Genomic DNA, 20,598 nt, shown 5'->3' with positions numbered 1-20,598 from the left:
AGCGCCGAAGAGGGCCGACGGGCCGATACTGGTGGCGATGGACTGGTTCACCGCAGACGGGTACTGGCTCAGCCGGCTGATCTTTCAGCGGGCCCTCGCCGTCATCTATCTGACCGCCTTCCTCACCGCCGCGCTCCAGTTCAGGGCGCTGATCGGTGAACGCGGAATGCTGCCCGTCCCCGCACTCCCGCAGCGCACCGGCCGGCGCACCGCCCCCGGGCTCTTCCGTCTCCACTACTCCGACCGCTTCTTCGCGCTGGTCGCCTGGAGCGGCTGCGCGCTCTCCCTCGCGCTGATCGCCGGTGCGGACAGCCACCTGCCGCTGTGGGCGGCGATGCTGATGTGGGCGCTGCCCTGGGTGCTGTACCTGTCCATCGTCCAGGTCGGGGACGTCTGGTACGGCTTCGGCTGGGAGTCACTGCTGCTGGAGACGGGCTTTCTCGCCGTGTTCCTGGGCAACGCGGACACCGCCCCGCCGGTGCTGGTGCTGTGGCTGCTGCGCTGGGTGCTCTTCCGCGTGGAGTTCGGTGCCGGGATGATCAAGATCCGCGGCGACGACTGCTGGCGCAAGCTGACCTGTCTGTACTTCCACCACGAGACCCAGCCGATGCCCGGGCCGCTGAGCTGGTTCTTCCACCACCTCCCCCGGGCGCTGCACCGAGCGGAGGCGGCGGCCAACCATGTGACCCAACTGCTCGTGCCGGTACTGCTCTTCACCCCGCAGCCGGTGGCGGGCGCGGCGGCCGGCCTGATGGTCCTCACCCAGCTGTGGCTGGTGCTCTCGGGCAACTTCGCCTGGCTCAACTGGCTGACGATCGTGCTCGCCCTGTCGGCCGTCGACTGGTCCCCGGTCGCCGGCCCGCCCGCACAGTCCGGCGCGCCCCTCTGGTACGAGGTGGTGGTCATCGCGGTCACCGCCTTGATCCTCTCCCTCAGCTACCGCCCCGCCCGCAACCTCGTCTCGCGCCGCCAGATCATGAACCGCTCCTTCGACCCGCTGCACCTGGTCAACACCTACGGCGCGTTCGGCAGCATCAGCCGGATGCGCCTCGAGGTGGTGGTCGAGGGGACGGACGAGCACGTCGTGCATCCGGACACGGTCTGGCGGGAGTACGGCTTCCGCGGGAAGCCGGGCGATCCGCGTCGGCTACCGCGCCAGTTCGCCCCGTACCACCTGCGGCTCGACTGGATGATGTGGTTCGCCGCGCTCTCGCCCGCCTATGCCCGCCCCTGGTTCGGCCCGTTCGTGGAGCGGCTGCTGGAGAACGACCGGGACACGCTGCGGCTGCTGCGGCACAACCCGTTCCCCGACACCCCTCCGGCGCACGTCCGCGCCAGGGTGTACCGCTACCGGTACACGACCTGGCGAGAGCTGCGGGCCACCGGGAACTGGTGGCACCGCACCTACGTGCGTGACTTCATGCGCCCGGTGCCGCCGGGCCGGAGGTAGTGCCGGCCCGCCGCAGACCGGGCTACTTGTCGTGCTGACGGGCCCGCAGCAGCGTGTGGATCCGCTTGACGAGTTCGTCGTCGCTGGTGACGGGTGCGTCGGGGAGGAGCGCGCCGAGGCGCTCGGCGGTCTGGAAGTCGTACGCCCGCTCCTCCTCCTCGCCGGGAACGCTGTCGTACTCGTCCCTGGCACGGAAGCCGACGGTCATGTCCACGGCCTTGGCGATGAGCCAGGTGAGGATGAAGGAGAAGGCGATCACGGCGACGATCGCGACGAGCTGCTTGCCCAGCAGCCCCCATCCGCCGCCGTAGAAGAGGCCCTTCTTGCCGCTGATCCGCGCGGTGGCGAACAGGCCGACCATGATCAGGCCGATCAGGCCGCCGACCCCGTGCACACCCACCACGTCGAGCGTGTCGTCCACGCCGAAACGGAACTTGAGGGTGATCGCGAAGGCGCAGACCGCCCCCACCACGAGGCCGGTGACGACCGCGCCGAGCGTGTTGATCTCACCGCAGGCCGGGGTGATGGCGACCATGCCCGCGACGGCGGACGAGACGACGCCCATCGTGGTGACCCTGCCGGTGCGCCACTTCTCCACCAGCGGCCAGGTGACCATCGCACCGGCGGCCCCGAGCTGGGTGTTGATGAAGGCCGCGGCGGCGGTCCCCTGGTCGGTCAGCGCGGAGCCGGAGTTGAAGCCGAACCAGCCGAACCAGAGCAGCCCGACCCCGATGACCACGAGCGGAATGTTGTTGGGGCGCTCCTCGCGGCGGGCGAAGTCGCGCGGCGCCCGCAGCACGAGCGCGACGGCGAGTCCGGCGACGCCGGAGTTGAGCTCCACCGGCAGGCCGCCGGCGAAGTCGAGGGCGCCGAGGTGCTTGACGATCCAGCCGTCCGAGTCGAACACCCAGTGCGCGATGGGGATGTAGACGATGAGCAGCCACAGCACGACGAAGACGAGCCAGCCCCGCATCGTGGCACGGTCCGCGATCGAGCCGCTGACCAGGGCCACGGTGATGATGGCGAAGCCCATCTGGAAGGTGCTGTAGATGTAGGTCGGGATCGATCCCGTGAGCGTGGTCAGGTCGATGCCGCGCATGAAGACGTGATCGAGGTTGCCGATGACTCCGGCGCCGCCGACGTCGGGGCCGAAGGCCAGGGTGTACCCGATGATCCACCAGAGGAGAGTGCCGAACGCGAGCGCGGCGAAGCTCATCTTGATCATCATCAGCACGTGCCTGGTGCGCACCATGCCGCCGTAGAAGAACGCGAGGCCGGGCGTCATCAGCAGCACCATGGCGGTGGCGGCGAGCAGCCAGGCGGTGTCACCCGAGTCGTACGCGGGTGGCATCGGCGCGGGAGCGGTGTTCATCGGCGGATACCTCGTGGGTGTCGTGGGGCGGGAAGGCTAGGGCTTGCGCAGGTCGGGGGCCGGGTGGCCGGTGAGCAGGCGGCGTACGGACTGCCAGGCGGCCCGGTGGGCGGCGGCGACCCGGATCGGGCTGTCGTCCAGGAGCCGCACCCAGGCACCGCACTCCCGGGGCAGGACGCTCACTCCGTACCGGACGCCGAGTCCGGCCAGCGCCTCGTGCAGGGTGTCGGCGACCTCGGCAGCCGGGGCGCTGTCGGTCACGACGAAGAGCGTGGCCACATGGTCGTGGCCGGCGAACACGCCGGGGCCGAGGACTTCCCGGCCGTCCGGCCCGGGGGCCAGGCGCAGGGTGTCGACGGCGAGCAGGGTGCCGTCGGGCCTGCTGATGCGCAGGTCGGTGGCGAGCACCCGGTAGGCGTGGCGTTCACCGCGGGCGAGCCGTCCGGCGGTGAGGGTGTCGCCGGCCAGGACGGTGGCGCCGCTCGCGACCGTGATCTCGGTGCGCTGGTAGAAGCGCGAGTCCCCGAACGGGATCAGCGGGTCGGGCAGGTACTCGACATAGCTCCCAGCCTCCGCCGTCAGGTGCACCCGCTGGCTCGCGTAGTCGTGCTCCATCCGGAAGATCTTCGTGGCGGCCTGGGTGGTCAGGTGGACCTGGGTGTCCGGGCCGCAGCGGAAGTCCATCCGGTAGCGGTCGGCCTGGGCGATGCCGCCGCCGGTCGCCATCAGGTAGACGTAGCTCATGCCCGGCAGCGCGGGGTCGATCCACAGCGGGCGCATGATCTGCAGCGGTGTCTTCTGGTAGCGCTCGACGAGTTCGGTGCGCCCGCCCCGCACCGCGAAGGCCAGATCGAGGATGCCGACCTTGGCCGGGGAGCCGGGCGCGAGCGTGTCGGGCACGGAGGCCAGGGCCGCCACGTCCGGCGGGACCCGGACCGCGGTGTAGTACTCCTCGGCGAGCCGGTCGGCCGGCGGCCGGTGCGGGGCGAGCGTCATCTCAGATCAGCACCTTGCGGCGCGATTCGAGGTAGACCGCGATGTCCTCGATGCCGACGCCGGTCAGACAGTCGGTGAGGACGACGGGGCGGTTGTCCCGGACCCGGTGGGCGTCGGACTCCATGATGCCGATGTCCGTGCGGACGTACTTGGCGATATCGATCTTGTTGATGACGAGCAGATCGGATTCGGTGATGCCCGGGCCGCGCTTGCGGGGCATCTTCTCGCCCTCGGCGGTGTCCAGCACGAAGAGGAAGAGGTCCACCAGGGCGGGGCTGAAGGTCAGGGTGAGGTTGTCGCCGCCGGACTCGTAGAGCAGCGTGTCGGTGTCCGGGAAGCGCTCCAGCATCTCGGCGCCGGCCGCCAGGTTCATCGTGGGGTCGTCGCGCACGGCGGTGTGCGGACAGGCACCCGTCTCGACGCCGACGACCCGCTCCGGTTCGAGGACCCCGGCCAGCGTGCGGCGCACGTGCTGGGCGTCCTCCTGGGTGTAGATGTCGTTGGTGATGACGGCGGGGCGGTGTCCGCGTTCGATCAAGATCGGCACCAGCGCCTCGATGAGCGCCGTCTTGCCGGATCCGACGGGTCCGCCGATACCGACCCGCAGTACGTTGTCGTCCATGGTGCTCCCTGGTGTGAGACGGGGTGGTTTTCAGCTGGCGAAGAGCCGTGCCTCGGCGCGCTCGTGCCGGCCCGACATGACGTCCGACGCGAAGACCGTGGCGCCGACGTCGTCGAGTTCGCGCCGCAGCGCCGCCTCGACGACCTCCTCGATGACGGCGGCCGCGCCACGCAGGAGGGTCTGCGCCGAGCGGTGATCGGTCAGCCTCAGCCGCAGGGCCGCACCCGCGAAGCTGACGCAGAAGGCGAACAGGTCCGCGGCGACGGCCTGCCTGACCGGGACCCCGGTCGCGGCGTAGATGACACCTGCGGCCACCGCCTGGGTGCCGGGGGCCTCGCGGCGTACGACCCGGCCGAAGTAGTCGGTGATCTCCGGGCGGTCGAAGACCTCCTGGCCCAGGTCGAGCAGCTGTCGTCCGGTCCGGGTGGCGGCCTGGCGCATCTCGCGGCCCAGCTTCGTGGCGAAGAGGTGCTCGTCGATCCGGACGACGGCCGCCGGGTCGCCCGCCGCTGTCGCGCGGTGGGCGAGGGCGAGCGCCGTCGCGTCGGCGGGACCGACACCGTGCAGCAGCAGGTCCCGCAGCAGCAGTGGTACGGAGCCGGGGTCGACCGCCCCGGCCTGGGCGAACCCCTCCAGGCTGTGCGACAGCGTGTAGAAGCCGCTCGGGAACGCCGAGTCGGTCAGCTGCAGGCTGACCAGCAGCGGTCCGAGACCCGTTCCGGCCGCGGTCACGAGCGGAACGGGCTCGCCCACGGTGTCGCCCTCGTTGCGGTACACCGGCCCTAGACCAGGAAGTAGAGGTGGTTGAGGGGCAGCGTCTCGGCCGGGTCGATGGTGGCGACCTTGCCGTTGAGCGTGACCTTGAACGTCTCCGGGTCGACCTGGATGTCCGGCAGGGCGTCGTTGCGGACCATGTTGTGCTTGCCGATGGTGCGGGTGCGCCGCACCGGCAGGACCTTGCGCTCAAGGCCGAGTTCGGCCGGAACCCCGGCGGCGATGCCCGCCTGGGACATGAAGGTGACGTGGGTGGCCTGCAGCGCCTTGCCGTACTTGCCGAACATCGGCCGGTAGATGACGGGCTGCGGCGTCGGCAGGGAGGCGTTGGGGTCGCCCATCTGCGCCCAGGAGATGATGCCGCCCTTGATCACGACCTTCGGCTTGGCGGCGAAGGAGTGGATGGGCCACAGCACGATGTCGGCGAGCTTGCCCTTCTCGATCGACCCCACGTGGTCGGCGATGCCGGAGGCGATGGCCGGGTTGATGGTGACCTTGGCGAGGTAGCGCAGCACCCGCTGGTTGTCGTTGCGCGCCGAGTCGCCCTCCAGTCTGCCGAGCTTGTCCTTGCAGTGGTGCGCGGTCTGGAAGGCGCGTGTGACGGACTCCCCGATCCGGCCCATGGCCTGGGAGTCGGAGGAGAACATGCTGATCACGCCGAGGTCGTGCAGCACGGACTCGGCGGCGATCGTCTCGGCCCGCACCCGGCTGTCGGCGAAGGACACGTCCTCGGGGATGTCATGGCTGAGGTGGTGACAGACCATGACCATGTCGAGGAGCTCGTCCACCGAGTTCTTGGTGTACGGCAGGGTCGGATTGGTGGAGGACGGCAGGATGTTCGGTTCGCCGGCGACCCGCAGGATGTCGGGGGCGTGGCCGCCGCCCGCGCCTTCGCTGTGGAAGGTGTGGATGGCCCGGCCGTCGATCGCGGAGCGGGTGTCCTCGAAGAAGCCGCTCTCGTTCAGGCTGTCGGTGTGGATGGAGACCTGGACGTCGTGTGCGTCGGCGACGTTCAGGGCGTTGTCGATGACGGCCGGGGTGGCGCCCCAGTCCTCGTGCACCTTGAGCCCGCACGCACCGGCCACGACCTGCTCGTTGAGCGCCTCCGGGAGGCTGCCGTTGCCCTTGCCCATGATGCCGAGGTTGACCGGGAAGCCCTCCGCGGCCTGGAGCAGCTTGGCGATGTTGAACGGGCCGGGGGTGCAGGTCGTGCCGTTGGAGCCGTCCGTCGGCCCGGTGCCACCGCCGATGAGTGTGGTGATGCCGTTGGTCAGCGCCTGTTCGGCCTGTTGCGGGGCGATCAGGTGGACGTGGGTGTCGATGGCGCCCGCGGTGGCGATGAGGTGCTCCCCCGCGATGGCCTCGGTACCGGGGCCGATGACCAGGTCCGGGTCGACGTTGTTCTGGGTCTGCGGGTTACCGGACTTGCCGATGCCGACGATGAAGCCGTCCTTGATCCCGATGTCGCACTTGACGACGCCGATCATCGGGTCGATGACCACGACGTTGGTGATGACGGTGTCCAGAGCGCCCTGCGCACAGGTGGCCTGCGGGTCGGAGGCCATGCCGTCCCGCATGGTCTTTCCGCCGCCGTAGACGACCTCGTCGCCGTACTGGCCCTCGCTGTAGTCCTTCTCGACCTCGACGACGAGGTTGGTGTCGGCGAGGTGGAAGCGGTCGCCGACCGTCGGGCCGAACATGTCGGTGTACTGCTTGCGGGGCAGGATGGGCATCAGCGCGAACCCTTCTTCTTCTTGGCGGCGGGCTTGGTGCTCTTGGCCGCGGGCTTGGCGGCGGACCTGGCGGCAGGCTTGGCCGCGGACCTGGTGCCCTTGGCCGCGGACTTGGCGGCGGGCTTGGCCGCCGGCTTGGTGCCCTTGCCCGCGGACTTGACCGCCGGCTTGGTGCTCTTCGCCGCAGGGATGTCCTGCGCGCCCTGGAAGCCCCGCTCGATGGCCTTGCGGACGGCCTCGACGCGTGCGGGGTGGGAGGCGAGGCTGCCGTTGAGCAGTCCGCTGAAGCCGACCAGCCGGCCGGTGCCGGCGTAGGCGCAGAGCTCGACCTCGCGCGAACCGCCGGGCTCGAAGCGCACCGAGGTGCCGGCGGCGATGTTGAGGTGCATACCGAGCGTCTCCTGGCGGTCGAACGACAGCGCCGAGTTGACCTCGAAGAAGTGGTAGTGGGAGCCGATCTGCACCGCACGGTCGCCGGTGTTGCTCACGGTGACCTTCAGGGTGCGGCGGCCCCCGTTGAGTTCGATGGGGTCCTTGCCGTAGAGGTACTTCTGACGGAACGTCATGCGATGCTCCTGATGACTTGGCCCGCTCCATCGGCGGACGGGTGCTGATGCGTGTGCGTGTGTCCGGGGCCTCGGTCGTGGTGGTGACCATGACCGTGGTCGTGGCCGTGCCCCTCGCCCGGTGGGTGGGTGTGGGAGTGACCGTGGTTCTCGGCCGCGGTCAGCCCTGCCGCGACACCGTCGTCGCCGTGCTCGCGCCATCGCCGCCGGGCGTCGGACACCCGCTCGGCCAGTACGCGCCGCAGGGCCGACGCAGACACGAGCGGACCGGCCCGGTCCACCGGCAGCGGGGGCCCGCCGGAGACCTCGGGCAGCTCCGGGGACGCGAACCCGGCGGGGAGCAGCGTCACCTGCTCGGCCCCGAGGAGCCGGCAGCGCCTGACTCCCGCGGCCGGATCCGGGTCCCCACCGGTGAAGGCCACCTCGACCAGGTCGTGGTGGCCGTAGCGGCGTACGAGTGCGGCGATCCGGTACAGCTCCGCGTCCTCGAACGGGTCGCCGGACGGGGCCGTGACCAGCAGGGCGGTGGTCCCGGGCGCCCGTCCCGCCGCGGCGCGCAGCCAGCCGACCAGGTGCTGGGCGGTGCCGAACGGTGCGGCGAGCAGCGTCGCGCCGCGGTCGCCGCCGGGAACGGCGCGCAGGGTTCGGGCGGTGTCCGCGACGAGTTCGGGGTCACGGCCGAGCGTCATCGGGACGACGACGGTCTCCTCGTCCCCGCGCAGGCGCGCGGAGACGCTGCGGAACAGCTCGCGCCCGCTCGGCACGACGGTCACCCCGGCGTCCACGAGCCCGTCCAGCGCGCTCCCGTACGCGGCCTCGTGGCCGCACACGGCGATGACACCGCAGCGCTCGGCCACCGGTCAGCCCCCGATGGGGTCGTGGCAGGAGACCAGCTTCGTGCCGTCCACGAAGGACGCCTCGACCTGGAGCAGGCCGAGCATCTCCCGTACGCCGGGCATGGTGTCCGACTCGCCCACGACATGGCGGCCCAGTTCCATGCAGTCCGCGACGTTCCTGCCGTCGCGTGCGGCTTCCAGGATCGCCTCGGTGATCAGCGCCACCGACTCGCTGTAGTTGAGCTTGAGGCCGCGCCCCTGGCGCTTGCGGGCCAGGTCGGCCACCACGTACACCAGCAGCTTGTCGATCTCGCGGGGGGCGAGGTTCATCGTCGGTACCTTCCTCGGGTTGTACGTGCGAAGGGCTGGAGGCCCGGGAGGGGCCGGGGCGGTCAGCCGCTCCGGCGCAGGCGGGGCAGGAGCGGCACGGCGGCCATCAGCGCCCAGGTGGTGAGAATGAACGGCCAGGTGAAGGTGTGACCGCCGAAGGGTTTGAAGAGGGACGTCAGCGAAGCCGTGAGGCCGGTGCTGGCGGCGGCGCCGAACAGGGCGTACACCCCGGTCCAGACCGTGTTCGCCATGAAGACCGCGCCGACGGCGATGGCCACGAGCACCGCGTTGTATCCGTAGATGCCGTTGGCGATCAGGTCAGTGGGTGCGCCGAGCGCCCATGCGGCGACGATCCCCACGACGCTGCCTGCCGCCGCGTAGAGCACGACGCGCAGACCGGCCAGGGCGAGGCCGACGAGCATGATCAGTCCGACGTACCAGTTCTCGATCAGGAAGACCTGCGAGACGTTGTTGAAGAACGCGTGCCACAGGGCGTTCCACGACATCGCGGTGTCGCCGGTGGTGGTGCTGGACACCGAGGCCGGGGCGCCGTGCCAGACCCGCGCGAAGGAGGGCGCGCCCACCGCCATCACCCCGGAGACCAGGCAGAACGGCGCGGTCAGTGGCGTGAGTCCGTAGGGGGTGAGGAGGGTGCCCAGGGCGGCCATCAGGAGCGTGCACATGATGGCGCCGACGACGGTCAGCACGTACGTGGCCGGGTGGTGGCCCAGTGAGGAGTAGAGGGCGATGCCCGTGAGGCAGCCCGCGTACCCCTGGAGGCCGAGCGCGATGCCCGTCCGGTCGACGGCGAGGGCATAGGCGGTGGCGGTGGCGATCAGGGTGCCGATCGTGGCGAAGAGGCCGTTCTCCCAGCCCGACACCCACAGCGCGATCAGGATCGCCACTCCGGTCAGCAGGGCCGGCTGGAGGTCGACCTGTCCGAAGCCCCGGATGGAGGCGAGAACGTAGGCGGACGGCTGGCGGCTCTCCAGCCGCCGGACGAATTCCGGCTCGGCGAGGGGCAAGGCTGGCTCCAGCGGCTCGACGGCGAGATGCTCCTCGGGCTCGCGGCCGGGAGGGCGCATACCTACACACGCCATCAAGACACAGAGTGACCGAATTATCGCGCTGAGTAGAAACCGGCTAGCCCGGCCGGGTATGAGCCCCGGTCCGTCAGCGCGCTCGGCACCGGCCCGGCCGGCGCACTCCGTAGGTTCACGGAATGTCCCCCAAGATGCTGCTGCACCGCCACAGCCACCCCGACCACCATCCGGGGGTGCAGTGGCCGGTCGTGTGCGCCGTCGCGATCGGCGGCGGCGCCGGAGCCGTCGCCCGGTACGGCGCGGAACGGATCTGGCCGGACGGCACATCGGCGTTCCCGTGGACGATCCTTCTGGTCAACACGGTGGGCTGTTTCCTCATGGGCGTCCTGATGGTCACCATGAAGCTGCGCTTCCCCGGCGCTCCCCGGCTGCTCAGTCCACTGCTCGGCACCGGTGTGCTCGGTGGGTTCACCTCGTTCTCGCACTACACGGACAACGTCCGGCAGCTGTTCGAGAACCATCAGCCTGGATACGCGGTCGGCTGCCTGGTGCTGACGGTGGTGGCCGCACTCGCGGCCGTGACGGCCGGCGCCCTCGCCACCCACTTCGCCTTCGGGCGTTCCTACGCCACGGGGAACGGGACATCGTGACCGACTGGCTGCTCGTCATCGCCGGCGGACTGGTCGGCGCGCCACTGCGCTACTACCTCGGGGTCGACGCGAAGTTCCGCCTGCACAGCGTCTTCCCGTGGGGAACCTTCGCCGCCAACGCGGGCGCCGCCCTGTTCCTCGGCTTCGTCGCCGAGGCCGTGACCGACGGGGATCTGGGCGCCCGGCTCAACCTGCTGCTCGCCACCGGATTCTGCGGAGCCCTGTCGACCTGGTCGACGTTCTCGTACGAACTGCTGACCCTCACCTCGGCCCGTCGGCTGTCGCTGGCGGCGGGCTATCTGCTGCTCACCGTGGCTACGGGTGTGGGCCTCTCGTTCGCCGGGGCCGCCGTGGCCCGCGCGGCCTTCTGAGCGGACACCCGGGGCACACGGCCGAGCCCCGGCCGCGCCCCTCTTCGGGGGGCGCACCCGGGGCTCGGTGGAGAGGCGGTCAGTCGATGCCGGGCAGGATGTGCGGCTCCGCGAGGTCGTCCTCGTAGCCGGCCAGCCGGATCGGTGCGGACCTGGCCCAGACCTCGATGTTGCGGAGCTTCTCGGGCCTGCGGGTCCGCTCTCCTTGCCGTTCGGCCGTTCGCTTCTCGTGCTTCGTCAGTTCCGGTGTCGTCACCGCGCACTCCTTTGTGTCGCGTTACCCCGGGCTTCGTCGGCGCTCCGGCTTCAATACCGGCAGTCGACCGCCCGTGAGGGGCAGGGGCAGGCTCAGCTTTCGGTCGCGGTGGCGCCGGGTACGGGACGGGACGGCGGCCTGGTTGACAGGCCTGTCCCAGGACGGCCGAGGGACCTTCGTGGATCCCTTGGTGGCGTCCGTTCCCCTCAGAGTAACCAAACGAGCGCATACACGCTCGATGGAACGTGTGCTCTGGGTCACTTTCAGCCACGGGATACGGAAAAGACCCGGCCCCGGGCGGTGCCCGGGCCGGGTCCTGTGCCGCGTGCGGCGAGGCGGTGCCGGGCCGCTACCAGTTCGCGGGGGCGTAGTCCTTGAGGAAGCAGCCGTACAGCGCCTCGCCCGCTTCACCGCGGACGATCGGGTCGTAGACCCGGGCGGCGCCGTCGACCAGGTCGAGCGGGGCGTGGAAGCCCTCCTCGGCCAGCCTGATCTTGTCCGGGTGCGGCCGCTCGTCGGTGATCCAGCCGGTGTCGACGGCGGTCATCAGGATGCCGTCCTTCTCGAACATCTCCTGGGCGCTGGTGCGGGTCAGCATGTTCAGCGCGGCCTTGGCCATGTTGGTGTGCGGATGGCCGGCGCCCTTGTAACCGCGGCCGAACACCCCCTCCATCGCGGAGACGTTGACCACGTAGGCGTGTTTGGCGGCCGTCGCGGCCATCGCCGGGCGGAGCCGGCTGATGAGGATGAACGGCGCGGTCGAGTTGCAGAGCTGGACCTCGAGCAGCTCCATCGGCTCGACCTCCTCGACTGTCTGGATCCAGCTGTTGGTGTGGTGCAGGTCCGGGACCAGCCCGCCCGCGTCGATCGCCGTACCGGCGGCGATGCGCTCCAGGGAGGCGGATCCGGTGACCAGCGCGAGATCGGTGACGTCCTGCGCGCTCAGCCCCTCACCGCGGGCGGCCGGCAGTGCGGCTACGCGGTCGACGGTGCCGCTTCCGAACGTGCCGATCACCTCGGCTGCCGGAAGCTCGCCCGCGGGGAGCGGGGCGGACTCGGCGCCGAGCAGCTCGCTGTACGCCTGCGGCGAGCGGCGCACCGTCTGTGCGGCGTTGTTGATCAGGATGTCCAGCGGGCCCTCGGCCGCGACCGAGTCGGCGAGCGCGACGACCTGGGCGGGGTCACGCAGGTCGATGCCGACGATCTTCAGCCGGTGGATCCACTCGTCGCTGTCCGGCATCGCCTTGAAGCGGCGGATCGCGTCGTTGGGGAAGCGGGTCGTGATCGTGGTGTGGGCCCCGTCGCGCAGCAGCCGCAACGCGATGTACATGCCGATCTTGGCGCGGCCACCGGTGAGGAGGGCGCGGCGCCCGGTCAGGTCGGCGCGGGCGTCGCGACGGGAGCGGTTCTCCTGGGCGCACGACTGGCAGAGCTGGTGGTAGAACGCGTCCACCTCGACGTACCTGGTCTTGCAGATGTAGCAGGACCTGGGGCGCTGGAGGACGCCCGCGATCTCGGCGGAGGCCGAGGAGGACGGCAGGAATCCCTGCGTCTCGTCGTCGATGCGCTCGGCGGAACCGGTCGCGGTGGCCTCCGTGACGGCCTTGTCGTGCGCGGTCTTGGCCGCCCGGCGCTCCTGGCGGCGGCGCTGCTTCACCGTCCGGTAGACACCGGCGGTGGCGCGGCGCACCGCGATGGCGTCCGGGTGGTCGACGTCGATGGTGTCCAGCTCGTCGAGCACGCTCAGGCAGACGGCCAGCCGCTGCGGGTCGATACCGGGACCGAACTCCTCGGTACCGGGCGCGAGCTCCGGGCCGTCCTGTGTCACCGTCATTGCCGTTCCTCTGTCACTTGTGCCGCCGGATTGTCTCGGCGGACCGTGGCGCGCCGCCGAGGCGGGCTCACGAGGACTGACATCCACGGGACTGAGGCCCGGCCGCGGGCTTCTGCGCAAAGCCGCCGCACTGCGGGCCGAACGCCCCCTTCAAGTCTGCCATGCTCCGGGCGCTGGTCCATTCGAGTGCCCTGGGGGGGGCCGGGGTACGACGGCACCCGAGCCCGGTGCCGGAAAAAAAGTTTCCGACGATCAGGCATGACCTCGCCGGGGCGGGGCACACGATGTCCGACGCACTTGGCAACTTGGAGGGGCGACATCATGACGAGCGCGACGGAGCGGACCGGCACGATCCTCGACGACGGGCGCACCCTGTCGGAGCAGGACGGCGCGCACAGCGGTGCGGGGGCTTCGGAACTGCCGTGGATCGAGGACACCGGCAAGGTGGCCCCGAAGGACGCGCGTGCTCTGTCCAAGCTCTTCCTCGACCGGCTCCAGGTGCTCGAAGAGGGCACGCACGAATACCAGTACGCACGCAACACCCTCATCGAGATGAACCTCTCGCTGGTGCGGTACGCGGCCTCGCGGTTCCGCAACCGGGGTGGTGACGACACCGAGGACATCATCCAGGTCGGCACCATCGGTCTGATCAAGGCCATCGACCGGTTCGACCTGTCCCGTGACGTCGAGTTCGCCACCTTCGCGGTCCCCTACATCGTCGGGGAGATCAAGCGCTTCTTCCGCGACACCACCTGGGCGGTGCACGTCCCGCGGCGGCTCCAGGAGCTGCGTGTCGATCTCGCGAAGGCGAAGGAGCAGCTCTCCGCGGAGCTGGACCGCGACCCGACGGTGAAGGAGCTCTCCGCCCTCCTGGACCTGCCCGAGGAGGAGATCATCGAGGGGCTCGTCGCGGCCAACGGCTATTCGGCCGGATCCCTGGACACCCCCTCGGCCGAGACGGACTCCGGAACCGACCAGCGGTCGTTCGCCGACCTGATCGGCGAGGCCGATCCCGGGATGGAGACCGTCGAGAACCTCCACACCCTGGCGCCGCTGCTCGAGCAGCTCGACGACCGTGAGCGCAGGATCGTCCAGATGCGCTTCGGCCAGGAGATGACGCAGTCCCAGATCGGCGCCGAACTCGGCGTCTCCCAGATGCACGTGTCGCGGCTGCTCGCACGCATCGTCAAGCGGCTGCGTGACGGGATGTCCGTCGAGGCGTGACCTCCGGCACATGAACACCTCCCGCCCCGCGAGCCTCTCTCCTACGGCCCGCGGGGCGGTTCGTCCGCGCTGAGACACCGCGCCCGGTCCCCGGGCAGCACCCCGACGACGCCCGACCGCATAGCGGCGGGCGTCGTTCACATATGCTGCGGGGCGACGGCGGGTGGCCCGCTCGCTCACAACGAGAGGGTGAAGCGTGGCTGAGATCCGGACCGACTCCCACGCCCGGCGTCCGGTCGAGGCTGCTTTTCCCACGCAGGCCGGACCGCTGCCGGCCGACCGGCCCTCCGTATGGGAGCTGAACGCCTCCATCCTCCTGGTCGAGGACGACGCGGGCGACGCCCTGCTCGTCGAGGAGATGCTGGCCGACGGCGAGCTGGACTCCGCGCTCACCTGGCGCAAGACCCTCACCGAGGCCCTGACCTTCCTGCGCGGGCACCGCAGACCCGTCTGCGTCCTGCTGGACCTGCACCTCCCCGACGTCCACGGACTGAGCGCCGTCACGCAGATCGTGGAGACCAGCCCGGACGCCGCCATCGTGGTGCTGACCGGTCTGGCCGAGGCCGAGGCCGGGCTCGACGCGGTGGCCACGGGTGCGCAGGACTACCTCGTCAAGGGGCGGCTCGACCCGCAGGCCCTGTCGCGCGCGGTCCGCTACGCCCTCCAGCGCAAGCAGGTCGAGCGGGCCGCGTCCGCGCTCCGCGCCAACCAGCAGATGGCCCAGGAGAACGCCCGCCTCGAACGGGGACTGCTGCCCGTACCGCTGCTGAACGACGACGCGTTCGAGGCCGTCGCCCGCTACGAGCCGGGCCGCGCACACGGACTGCTCAGCGGTGACTTCTACGACGTGGTGCAGACGGCCGACGGCACGGTCCACGCCGTGATCGGCGATGTCTCCGGGCACGGCGCGGCCGAGGCCGCGCTCGGGGTGTGTCTGCGGGTCGCCTGGCGCACCGCGGTGCTGTGCGGCACGGACCAACTGGAGCAGCTCGCACTGCTGGAGGCGATGCTCGTCGCCGAGCGGTCCGACCCCCATGTCTTCGCGACCGTCACCTCGCTCCTCTTCGCGCCGGGCGGGGACCGCGTACGGATCGTCAGGGCGGGCCACCCCGGGCTGCTGCTGCGCAACGGCACCGGAATCGAGTGGGTGGAGCCCGAGGGCGGCATCGCACTCGGACTGCTGCCCGGCCACGGGCAGTGGGTATCGACCGACCACGCGCTGGCGCCGGGCGCCGGTCTCGTACTCTTCACCGACGGCCTGTTCGAGGGGCGCACGGGACCGGACACCCGGCTGGGCGAGGAGGGCCTGCTCGCCATGGCGTGGGAACGCTCGGACCTGGCGGCCCGGCCGTTCGTCGACGCACTGGTCGCCGGTGCCGCCGAGGGCGCGGCTCCCTACGGGGGGCTCGCCGACGACGTGGCCGTGCTGCATCTCGCCTGGAGAAGGACGCCTCATGAGCAGTGACTCACGCTCACCCGACGACGTCCCGAGCATTCCCGGGCGGCTCGCGCGGCTGTCGGTCCAGAACTGGGTCCATCTGATCCTGGCCTGCTTCGTCATGGTCGTGTGCGGCTGCCTGGTCGTCGGCGGCGTCGTCCTGGCGCGAATATCCGACCGGACCACGGAGCTGGTGGACCGGATCCAGCCGGCCCGCTCCGCGTCCTTCCAGTTGCAGAACGCCCTGCTCGACCAGGAGACCGGCATCCGCGGCTACGCCCTGACCGGCGATGCCTCCTTCCTCCAGCCGTACACGACCGGGAAGCGCGACGAGGAGCGGCGTCTGGCCCGGGTCCGTTCCGCCATGGGTGGCGAGGATCCGTACGCCCGTGATCTGGACCGGATCGCCGCGGCGGCCGCGCAGTGGCGCAAGGTGCATGCCGAACCGCTGATCGCCGCCGTCCGCCGCGACGGCCCGGAGGGCCGCGCGTCCACCAGGAACGCCGGGAGCAAGGCCGCCTTCGACACACTGCGGCACCTCTACGGCGCGCAGCAGTCCCATCTCGACGTCGCCCGGGACCGCGCACGGGCCCAGCTCAACGACTCACGCGTCACCCGGGACCGGACACTCATCGCACTGGTCGTCTGCTTCGTGCTGTGCGTGGTCGCTCTCAGCCTGCTGCTCCACCGTGTGGTCGGGCGGCCGCTGAACGCCCTGGCCGAGGCCTCCCGTCGGGTGAGTTCCGGCAGCTTCCGCCGCCGGATCGACGTGCGGGGGCCCTCCGACGTGCGGGCGATGGCCGGAGCCGTCGAGGACATGCGGTGCCGGCTGGTCGAGGAGATCGACGCCTCGCAGGAGCGCGAGGACCTGCTGGCGCAGCAGACGGAGGAGCTCCGCCGCTCGAACTCCGAGCTGGAGCAGTTCGCGTACGTCGCCTCGCACGACCTCCAGGAGCCACTGCGGAAGGTCGCCTCGTTCTGCCAGCTGCTGGAGAAGCGGTACGGAACCGAGCTGGACGGGCGCGGCAAGCAGTACATCGGCTTCGCAGTCGACGGTGCCAAGCGCATGCAGGTGCTCATCAACGACCTCCTCACCTTCTCCCGGGTGGGGCGCGTCCACGACAGCTGGCACACCGTCGACCTCGACCGCTCGCTGGACCGGGCGCTGGGAAACCTGGCACTGGGCATCGAGGAGTCGGGCACCACGGTCGTGCGCGCGGACCCGCTTCCCGAGGTGGAGGGGGACGCGACGGCGCTCGGCATGATCTGGCAGAACCTGATCGGGAACGCCGTGAAGTTCCGCCGGGCGGACGAGCCGTGTGTGATCACGGTCGGCTGCGTGCGGGAGGACGACGTCTGGCACTTCACCGTGACGGACAACGGCATCGGGATCGCCCCCGAGTTCGCCGAGAAGGTCTTCGTCATCTTCCAGCGGCTGCACGCCCGCGACGAGTACGACGGGACGGGCATCGGGCTCGCCCTGTGCCGCAAGATCGTCGAGTTCCACGGCGGCCGGATCTGGCTCGATCCCGAACCCCGCCTCGGCACCCGCATCCACTTCAGCCTGCCCGCCACCGACGACTCCCCGGCCGGTGCCGGGGAGGAGACCGGCCCCACCACCGACCCCGACGACATCTCCGGAGACGCCGCGTGACCAGCCCCGCCCAGCCCATCGAGGTCCTTCTCGTCGAGGACGACGCCGGTGACGAGCTGATGACCCGTGAGGCGTTCGAGGACAACAAGATCCGCAACACCCTCCATGTGGTCCGGGACGGGCAGGAGGCACTCGACTTCCTCTACCGCCGCGGCGAGCACAGCGGGGCCCCGCGCCCCGACCTGATCCTGCTCGACCTGAATCTGCCCAAGTACGACGGGCGTCAGGTGCTGGAACGGATCAAGCAGGACCCGGAGCTCTCGCTGATTCCCGTGGTCGTACTGACGACGTCCTCCGCCGAGGAGGACATCCTGCGCAGCTACAAACTGCACGCCAACGCCTATGTCACCAAGCCCGTCGACCTCGATCAGTTCATCGCGGCCGTCCGCCAGATCGACGAGTTCTTCGTGACCGTGGTGCGGCTTCCCGGACGTTCGTAATTTCTGCCCGCATTACCCGGAGTGGGATCTCCGGACGCGGGTACACGAGGATCGAGAAGAGAGGTCGACGGCCTCACCCGCTGCGCCCTGGCTGGAGCACATGAACGATCAGGCCATCTCCCGGCCGGACGACTCCCCCACGAGTTGTCCGCCCACGGAGGCACTGCACAGCGCCGAGGTGTTCGACGGCGAGCCTGGGTGCATCTCCCAGGCGCGGGCCCTGGCCGACCGCTTTCTCGCGCGCCTGGTGTCCGAGTGGATGGCGGTGCTCGGCGCCCATACCCGTGACGACCTGATGCTCGCCGTGAGCGAGCTGGTGACCAACGCCGAGCGCTACAGCCACGGCCCCTACCTGCTGGAGCTCGAGGGAACCGCGGAACGGATCAGCGTCACGGTGTACGACAGCAGCAGCGCGCTGCCGGTCTTCTACTCCCCCGACCCGAGCAGGCTGGGCGGCCACGGCATGGAGATCATCGTGGCCCTGTGCGACCGGCTGACGGCCGAGCGGGTGCCCGTAGGCAAGCGCATCCGCGCGGAGTTCATGCTCAGCAGCTGATCCGCCCCCGCCGGGCCGCGGCCACGGGTCAGTCCTCGCTCCCCTGCCGGCCGAACCAGTCGATGCAGACCACCAGGGCGTCGTCGAGTGCCTCCGACTGCCGGTAGTCCGCGAGTTCACGCAGGACGGCTCCCGGCACCGATGCCGCGGGCAGCAGCCGGGTCGCCAGGACGGCCCGGGCCAGACCCCGTTCCACGTACGCCTCGCCGAGCGGCGAGACGGTCTCGTACACCCCGTCGCTGACGAGCAGCAGCCGGTCGCCGGGGAGCACGCGGAGGTTCTGGACGATGTACTGCGACTCCTCGAACATGCCGAGCGGCAGCTGGGCGTCCAGTTGTACGCGCGTGACCGTCCTGCCGCGCAGCCGCCACAGCTGGGGAGAGCCCGCGTCCACGGCGCCGATCGTTCCCGTGGCGAGGTCGAAGCGGAGCAGCAGCGTCGACACGTGGGCGCTGCCGCGGTGCTGGTCGTAGAGTGCCTGGTCGGCCAGGGCCGCCTGGTCCTCGATGCCGATCCCGGCCCTTCTGGCGTTGCGCAGGGCGTTCACGGTGAGGTTGGTGAGCAGGGATGCCTGGATGCCCTCGCCCATGCCGTTGGTCACGGAGACGGTCAGGTGGTCGCCGTCCGCCGCCCAGTCGAAGTTGTCCCCGTGGATCGCGTAGGCCGGCTCCAGCTGGGCCCCGATGGCGTACTCCGCGGCGGTGAACGCGCGGGCGGGGAGCAGTTGCCACTGCATCTCGGCGGCCAGGGTGAGCCGGGCGGTGCGGCGGGCCCGCTGGTAGAGGTCGGTGCCCCGTTCGGCGACGAGGATCTCGTGGCCCAGGAGGTCGGCCACGTGGGTCAGCTCGTCCATGGTCCGGGGGGTGGAGACCGCGGACGGGAGGCGGACGGTGAGGATGCCCAGGCGCTCACCGCGCACCGTCACGGGAAAGTGGTGGTCGACCGCGCCGGCGTCCCGGGCCGGTTCCTCGTGCGGGCGCTGACTGCCGAACGCACGGCCCTGCGGGCTGTTGTGCATCGACAGCGGGCCTTCGTCCCCCGGCTCGGGGGCGACGGGCTTCAGGACGGTCATCCCGTAGTCCGCCAGCAGGAGCTGCACGGACCGGGCGGCGTAAGCGGTGGCGAGTGCTCCGCGCACCGTCTCCACCAGGGCGTGCGGCGCGGCCGCGCGCACGGCTCTCTCGATTTCGGTACGGGCGTTCACGGTCTTCCGCTCATTCTTCGTCGGGTCACGGGGACGGGTCCGGGCTGACAGGAGGACGTCGTGGGTGACAGAGTGGACGGATGCCCCACCGCGCCGGTCCCCCCCACCACCTCGAGCGGGTGTCCGAGGACGTCTGCGCCGCCTCCGAACTGCTGGAGGTGTTGTGGGGCCGTGGTCAGGAGTCCGCGCCCGGGGGCTCCGTCTCGCCGCCGCAGCTGCGGGCCCTGCTCGTCATCGAGAAGCAGGAGGGCAGCAACCTCCGCTCGCTCGGTGAGGCACTCGGTTCGCGCGCTCCCTCGGTGAGCCGGCTCTGCGACCGGATGGAGGCCATGGGCCTCGTCCAGCGGGACCCGAGCCCGACGAGCCGCCGCGAGGTGGAGCTGCGGCTGACCGGCCGGGGCCGCGCCCTGCTGGAGGAGTACCGGGCGATCCGCACGCGTGAGCTCTCCGCCGTACTGGAACGGATGCAGCCCGCGGACGTGGCGGCGCTCGCCGAAGGGCTCGCCGCCTTCCGCTCGGCGGCGTCGCAGCGGCTCATCGCCGGCCGGAGTCCGGCCGACCGACTCCGCGCGGACATTGCGGACATCGCGGACAGTGCCTAGCTTCATCCCGCCCCTGCTTCCGCGTTGCTGAGGTGCTCCCGGCGGGAGCGCGCTCATTGATCACTGTGGGTACAGATTGTTGCTCCATGAAGAATGTTGTCAAATGGCAACTATTACTTCTATCGTTGGCCCACACCCGCCGCGAGCAGGGACGGACTTGCACCGGGCCGTCCACACAACCGGCGTTGTCCCCGCCACCCAGTGCATCACGAGGTGACCGTGCTCCCATCCCCCAGCGCCGGCAGAGCCATGAGAATCGTCCCACGGCAGGACCGGGGAGCGCTGGTCCTCGCCGTGACAGGTGACCTCGACATCGACAACGTCGCCCCGCTCGGCGCCGCCATGGAAGGTGCGGCGGCCGAGGGCGAGGCTCCTGTCGTCGTCGATCTCTCCGGCGTGAGCTTCGCGGATTCGACGACCGTGAACGTGCTTCTGCAGGGCCAGGCCCTGCTGGGCCCACGGCTGCGGCTGGCCGCGCCGTCGCCGTTCATGGAACGGCTCATCGGGCTGCTGCGACTGGACACGGCACTGCCGGTCTTTCCGACCGTCGCCGAGGCGGTCGACCCCCCGCTGCCGGGCTGAGGCCACGACGCCGAGCGCCCTTCCCCGTCCGAGGACGTGGAAGGGCGCTCCGCGCGTTCTGCGGG

Annotated in this window: 22 protein-coding genes; 10 read left to right on the top strand and 12 right to left on the bottom strand. The window is 70.6% G+C overall.

Translation table 11 applies throughout. The features are described from left to right. The first annotated feature begins 37 nt into the window (after window positions 1-37). Window positions 38-1,450, top strand: a complete 1,413-nt coding sequence (locus ACFVJX_RS28910; RefSeq protein ID WP_384122419.1) for a lipase maturation factor family protein — start codon at window positions 38-40, stop codon at window positions 1,448-1,450. Window positions 1,451-1,472: 22 nt separating this feature from the next. Here ACFVJX_RS28910 and ACFVJX_RS28905 read toward each other — a convergent pair whose 3' ends face one another. From ACFVJX_RS28905 to ACFVJX_RS28865, 9 genes are all read right to left on the bottom strand, one after another. Continuing rightward, complete coding sequence (locus ACFVJX_RS28905) at window positions 1,473-2,822, bottom strand: ammonium transporter (RefSeq protein ID WP_384122422.1); 1,350 nt, start codon at window positions 2,820-2,822, stop codon at window positions 1,473-1,475. A 36-nt stretch (window positions 2,823-2,858) separates the two neighbouring features. Then, complete coding sequence (locus ACFVJX_RS28900; protein ID WP_384122425.1) at window positions 2,859-3,818, bottom strand: urease accessory protein UreD; 960 nt, start codon at window positions 3,816-3,818, stop codon at window positions 2,859-2,861. Between the two features lies 1 nt (window position 3,819). Beyond that, entirely contained in the window at window positions 3,820-4,440 is a 621-nt protein-coding gene (gene ureG / locus ACFVJX_RS28895) for an urease accessory protein UreG (protein ID WP_384122428.1), read from the bottom strand. Between the two features lie 30 nt (window positions 4,441-4,470). After that, window positions 4,471-5,217, bottom strand: coding sequence for an urease accessory protein UreF (locus ACFVJX_RS28890; protein WP_384122431.1), 747 nt, complete (start codon window positions 5,215-5,217; stop codon window positions 4,471-4,473). A 5-nt stretch (window positions 5,218-5,222) separates the two neighbouring features. Then, the gene (ureC, locus tag ACFVJX_RS28885) at window positions 5,223-6,947 is read right to left on the bottom strand and encodes an urease subunit alpha (RefSeq protein WP_384122434.1); all 1,725 of its coding nucleotides are present in this window, start codon (window positions 6,945-6,947) and stop codon (window positions 5,223-5,225) included. Next, entirely contained in the window at window positions 6,947-7,513 is a 567-nt protein-coding gene (locus tag ACFVJX_RS28880; RefSeq protein ID WP_384122437.1) for an urease subunit beta, read from the bottom strand. The genes ureC and ACFVJX_RS28880 overlap by 1 nt, the downstream gene beginning before the upstream one ends. Then, window positions 7,510-8,370, bottom strand: a complete 861-nt coding sequence (locus tag ACFVJX_RS28875) for a sirohydrochlorin chelatase (protein WP_384122440.1) — start codon at window positions 8,368-8,370, stop codon at window positions 7,510-7,512. Before ACFVJX_RS28875 ends, ACFVJX_RS28880 begins: the two co-directional genes overlap by 4 nt. A 3-nt stretch (window positions 8,371-8,373) precedes the next feature. Beyond that, window positions 8,374-8,679: an urease subunit gamma gene (locus ACFVJX_RS28870; RefSeq protein ID WP_384122443.1), complete on the bottom strand. Its 306-nt coding sequence runs from the start codon at window positions 8,677-8,679 to the stop codon at window positions 8,374-8,376. Between the two features lie 62 nt (window positions 8,680-8,741). Next, window positions 8,742-9,704, bottom strand: coding sequence for an urea transporter (locus ACFVJX_RS28865; RefSeq protein WP_384122610.1), 963 nt, complete (start codon window positions 9,702-9,704; stop codon window positions 8,742-8,744). A 197-nt stretch (window positions 9,705-9,901) separates the two neighbouring features. Between ACFVJX_RS28865 and ACFVJX_RS28860 the strand changes: the two genes are divergently transcribed. Both ACFVJX_RS28860 and ACFVJX_RS28855 read left to right on the top strand, forming a co-directional pair. Next, window positions 9,902-10,372 (top strand): fluoride efflux transporter FluC, encoded by a 471-nt coding sequence (locus tag ACFVJX_RS28860; RefSeq protein WP_384122445.1) that lies wholly within the window; start codon window positions 9,902-9,904, stop codon window positions 10,370-10,372. Further along, window positions 10,369-10,743: a fluoride efflux transporter FluC gene (locus ACFVJX_RS28855; protein ID WP_384122448.1), complete on the top strand. Its 375-nt coding sequence runs from the start codon at window positions 10,369-10,371 to the stop codon at window positions 10,741-10,743. Before ACFVJX_RS28860 ends, ACFVJX_RS28855 begins: the two co-directional genes overlap by 4 nt. A gap of 79 nt (window positions 10,744-10,822) precedes the next feature. Here ACFVJX_RS28855 and ACFVJX_RS28850 read toward each other — a convergent pair whose 3' ends face one another. Further along, window positions 10,823-10,999: a hypothetical protein gene (locus ACFVJX_RS28850; protein ID WP_384122450.1), complete on the bottom strand. Its 177-nt coding sequence runs from the start codon at window positions 10,997-10,999 to the stop codon at window positions 10,823-10,825. 349 nt (window positions 11,000-11,348) lie between these two features. Then, on the bottom strand, window positions 11,349-12,833 hold the full coding sequence (locus ACFVJX_RS28845) for an SDR family NAD(P)-dependent oxidoreductase (RefSeq protein ID WP_384122453.1): 1,485 nt from the start codon (window positions 12,831-12,833) through the stop codon (window positions 11,349-11,351). A gap of 321 nt (window positions 12,834-13,154) precedes the next feature. Between ACFVJX_RS28845 and ACFVJX_RS28840 the strand changes: the two genes are divergently transcribed. From ACFVJX_RS28840 to ACFVJX_RS28820, 5 genes are all read left to right on the top strand, one after another. Further along, window positions 13,155-14,057 (top strand): RNA polymerase sigma factor SigF, encoded by a 903-nt coding sequence (locus ACFVJX_RS28840; RefSeq protein ID WP_384122456.1) that lies wholly within the window; start codon window positions 13,155-13,157, stop codon window positions 14,055-14,057. A 268-nt stretch (window positions 14,058-14,325) separates the two neighbouring features. Further along, on the top strand, window positions 14,326-15,522 hold the full coding sequence (locus ACFVJX_RS28835) for a PP2C family protein-serine/threonine phosphatase (RefSeq protein WP_384122612.1): 1,197 nt from the start codon (window positions 14,326-14,328) through the stop codon (window positions 15,520-15,522). Continuing rightward, window positions 15,512-17,149, top strand: coding sequence for a CHASE3 domain-containing protein (locus ACFVJX_RS28830; protein ID WP_384122459.1), 1,638 nt, complete (start codon window positions 15,512-15,514; stop codon window positions 17,147-17,149). The genes ACFVJX_RS28835 and ACFVJX_RS28830 overlap by 11 nt, the downstream gene beginning before the upstream one ends. Then, entirely contained in the window at window positions 17,146-17,589 is a 444-nt protein-coding gene (locus ACFVJX_RS28825) for a response regulator (RefSeq protein ID WP_384122462.1), read from the top strand. Before ACFVJX_RS28830 ends, ACFVJX_RS28825 begins: the two co-directional genes overlap by 4 nt. A 100-nt stretch (window positions 17,590-17,689) precedes the next feature. Beyond that, on the top strand, window positions 17,690-18,145 hold the full coding sequence (locus ACFVJX_RS28820) for an ATP-binding protein (protein WP_384122465.1): 456 nt from the start codon (window positions 17,690-17,692) through the stop codon (window positions 18,143-18,145). Between the two features lie 28 nt (window positions 18,146-18,173). Here ACFVJX_RS28820 and ACFVJX_RS28815 read toward each other — a convergent pair whose 3' ends face one another. After that, window positions 18,174-19,349: a PP2C family protein-serine/threonine phosphatase gene (locus tag ACFVJX_RS28815; protein WP_384122468.1), complete on the bottom strand. Its 1,176-nt coding sequence runs from the start codon at window positions 19,347-19,349 to the stop codon at window positions 18,174-18,176. Between the two features lie 80 nt (window positions 19,350-19,429). Here ACFVJX_RS28815 and ACFVJX_RS28810 point away from each other — a divergent pair, with 80 nt between their 5' ends. Further along, window positions 19,430-19,951, top strand: coding sequence for a MarR family winged helix-turn-helix transcriptional regulator (locus tag ACFVJX_RS28810; protein WP_384122471.1), 522 nt, complete (start codon window positions 19,430-19,432; stop codon window positions 19,949-19,951). A gap of 249 nt (window positions 19,952-20,200) precedes the next feature. Then, window positions 20,201-20,533, top strand: coding sequence for an STAS domain-containing protein (locus ACFVJX_RS28805; RefSeq protein WP_384122474.1), 333 nt, complete (start codon window positions 20,201-20,203; stop codon window positions 20,531-20,533). Window positions 20,534-20,598: the final 65 nt, after the last annotated feature.

This window comes from Streptomyces sp. NPDC127177, assembly GCF_042672475.1.
Taxonomy (GTDB): Bacteria; Actinomycetota; Actinomycetes; order Streptomycetales; family Streptomycetaceae; genus Streptomyces.
The sequence above is the reverse complement of the archived record's forward strand: the minus strand, read 5'-3'. Positions and strand labels throughout refer to the sequence as shown.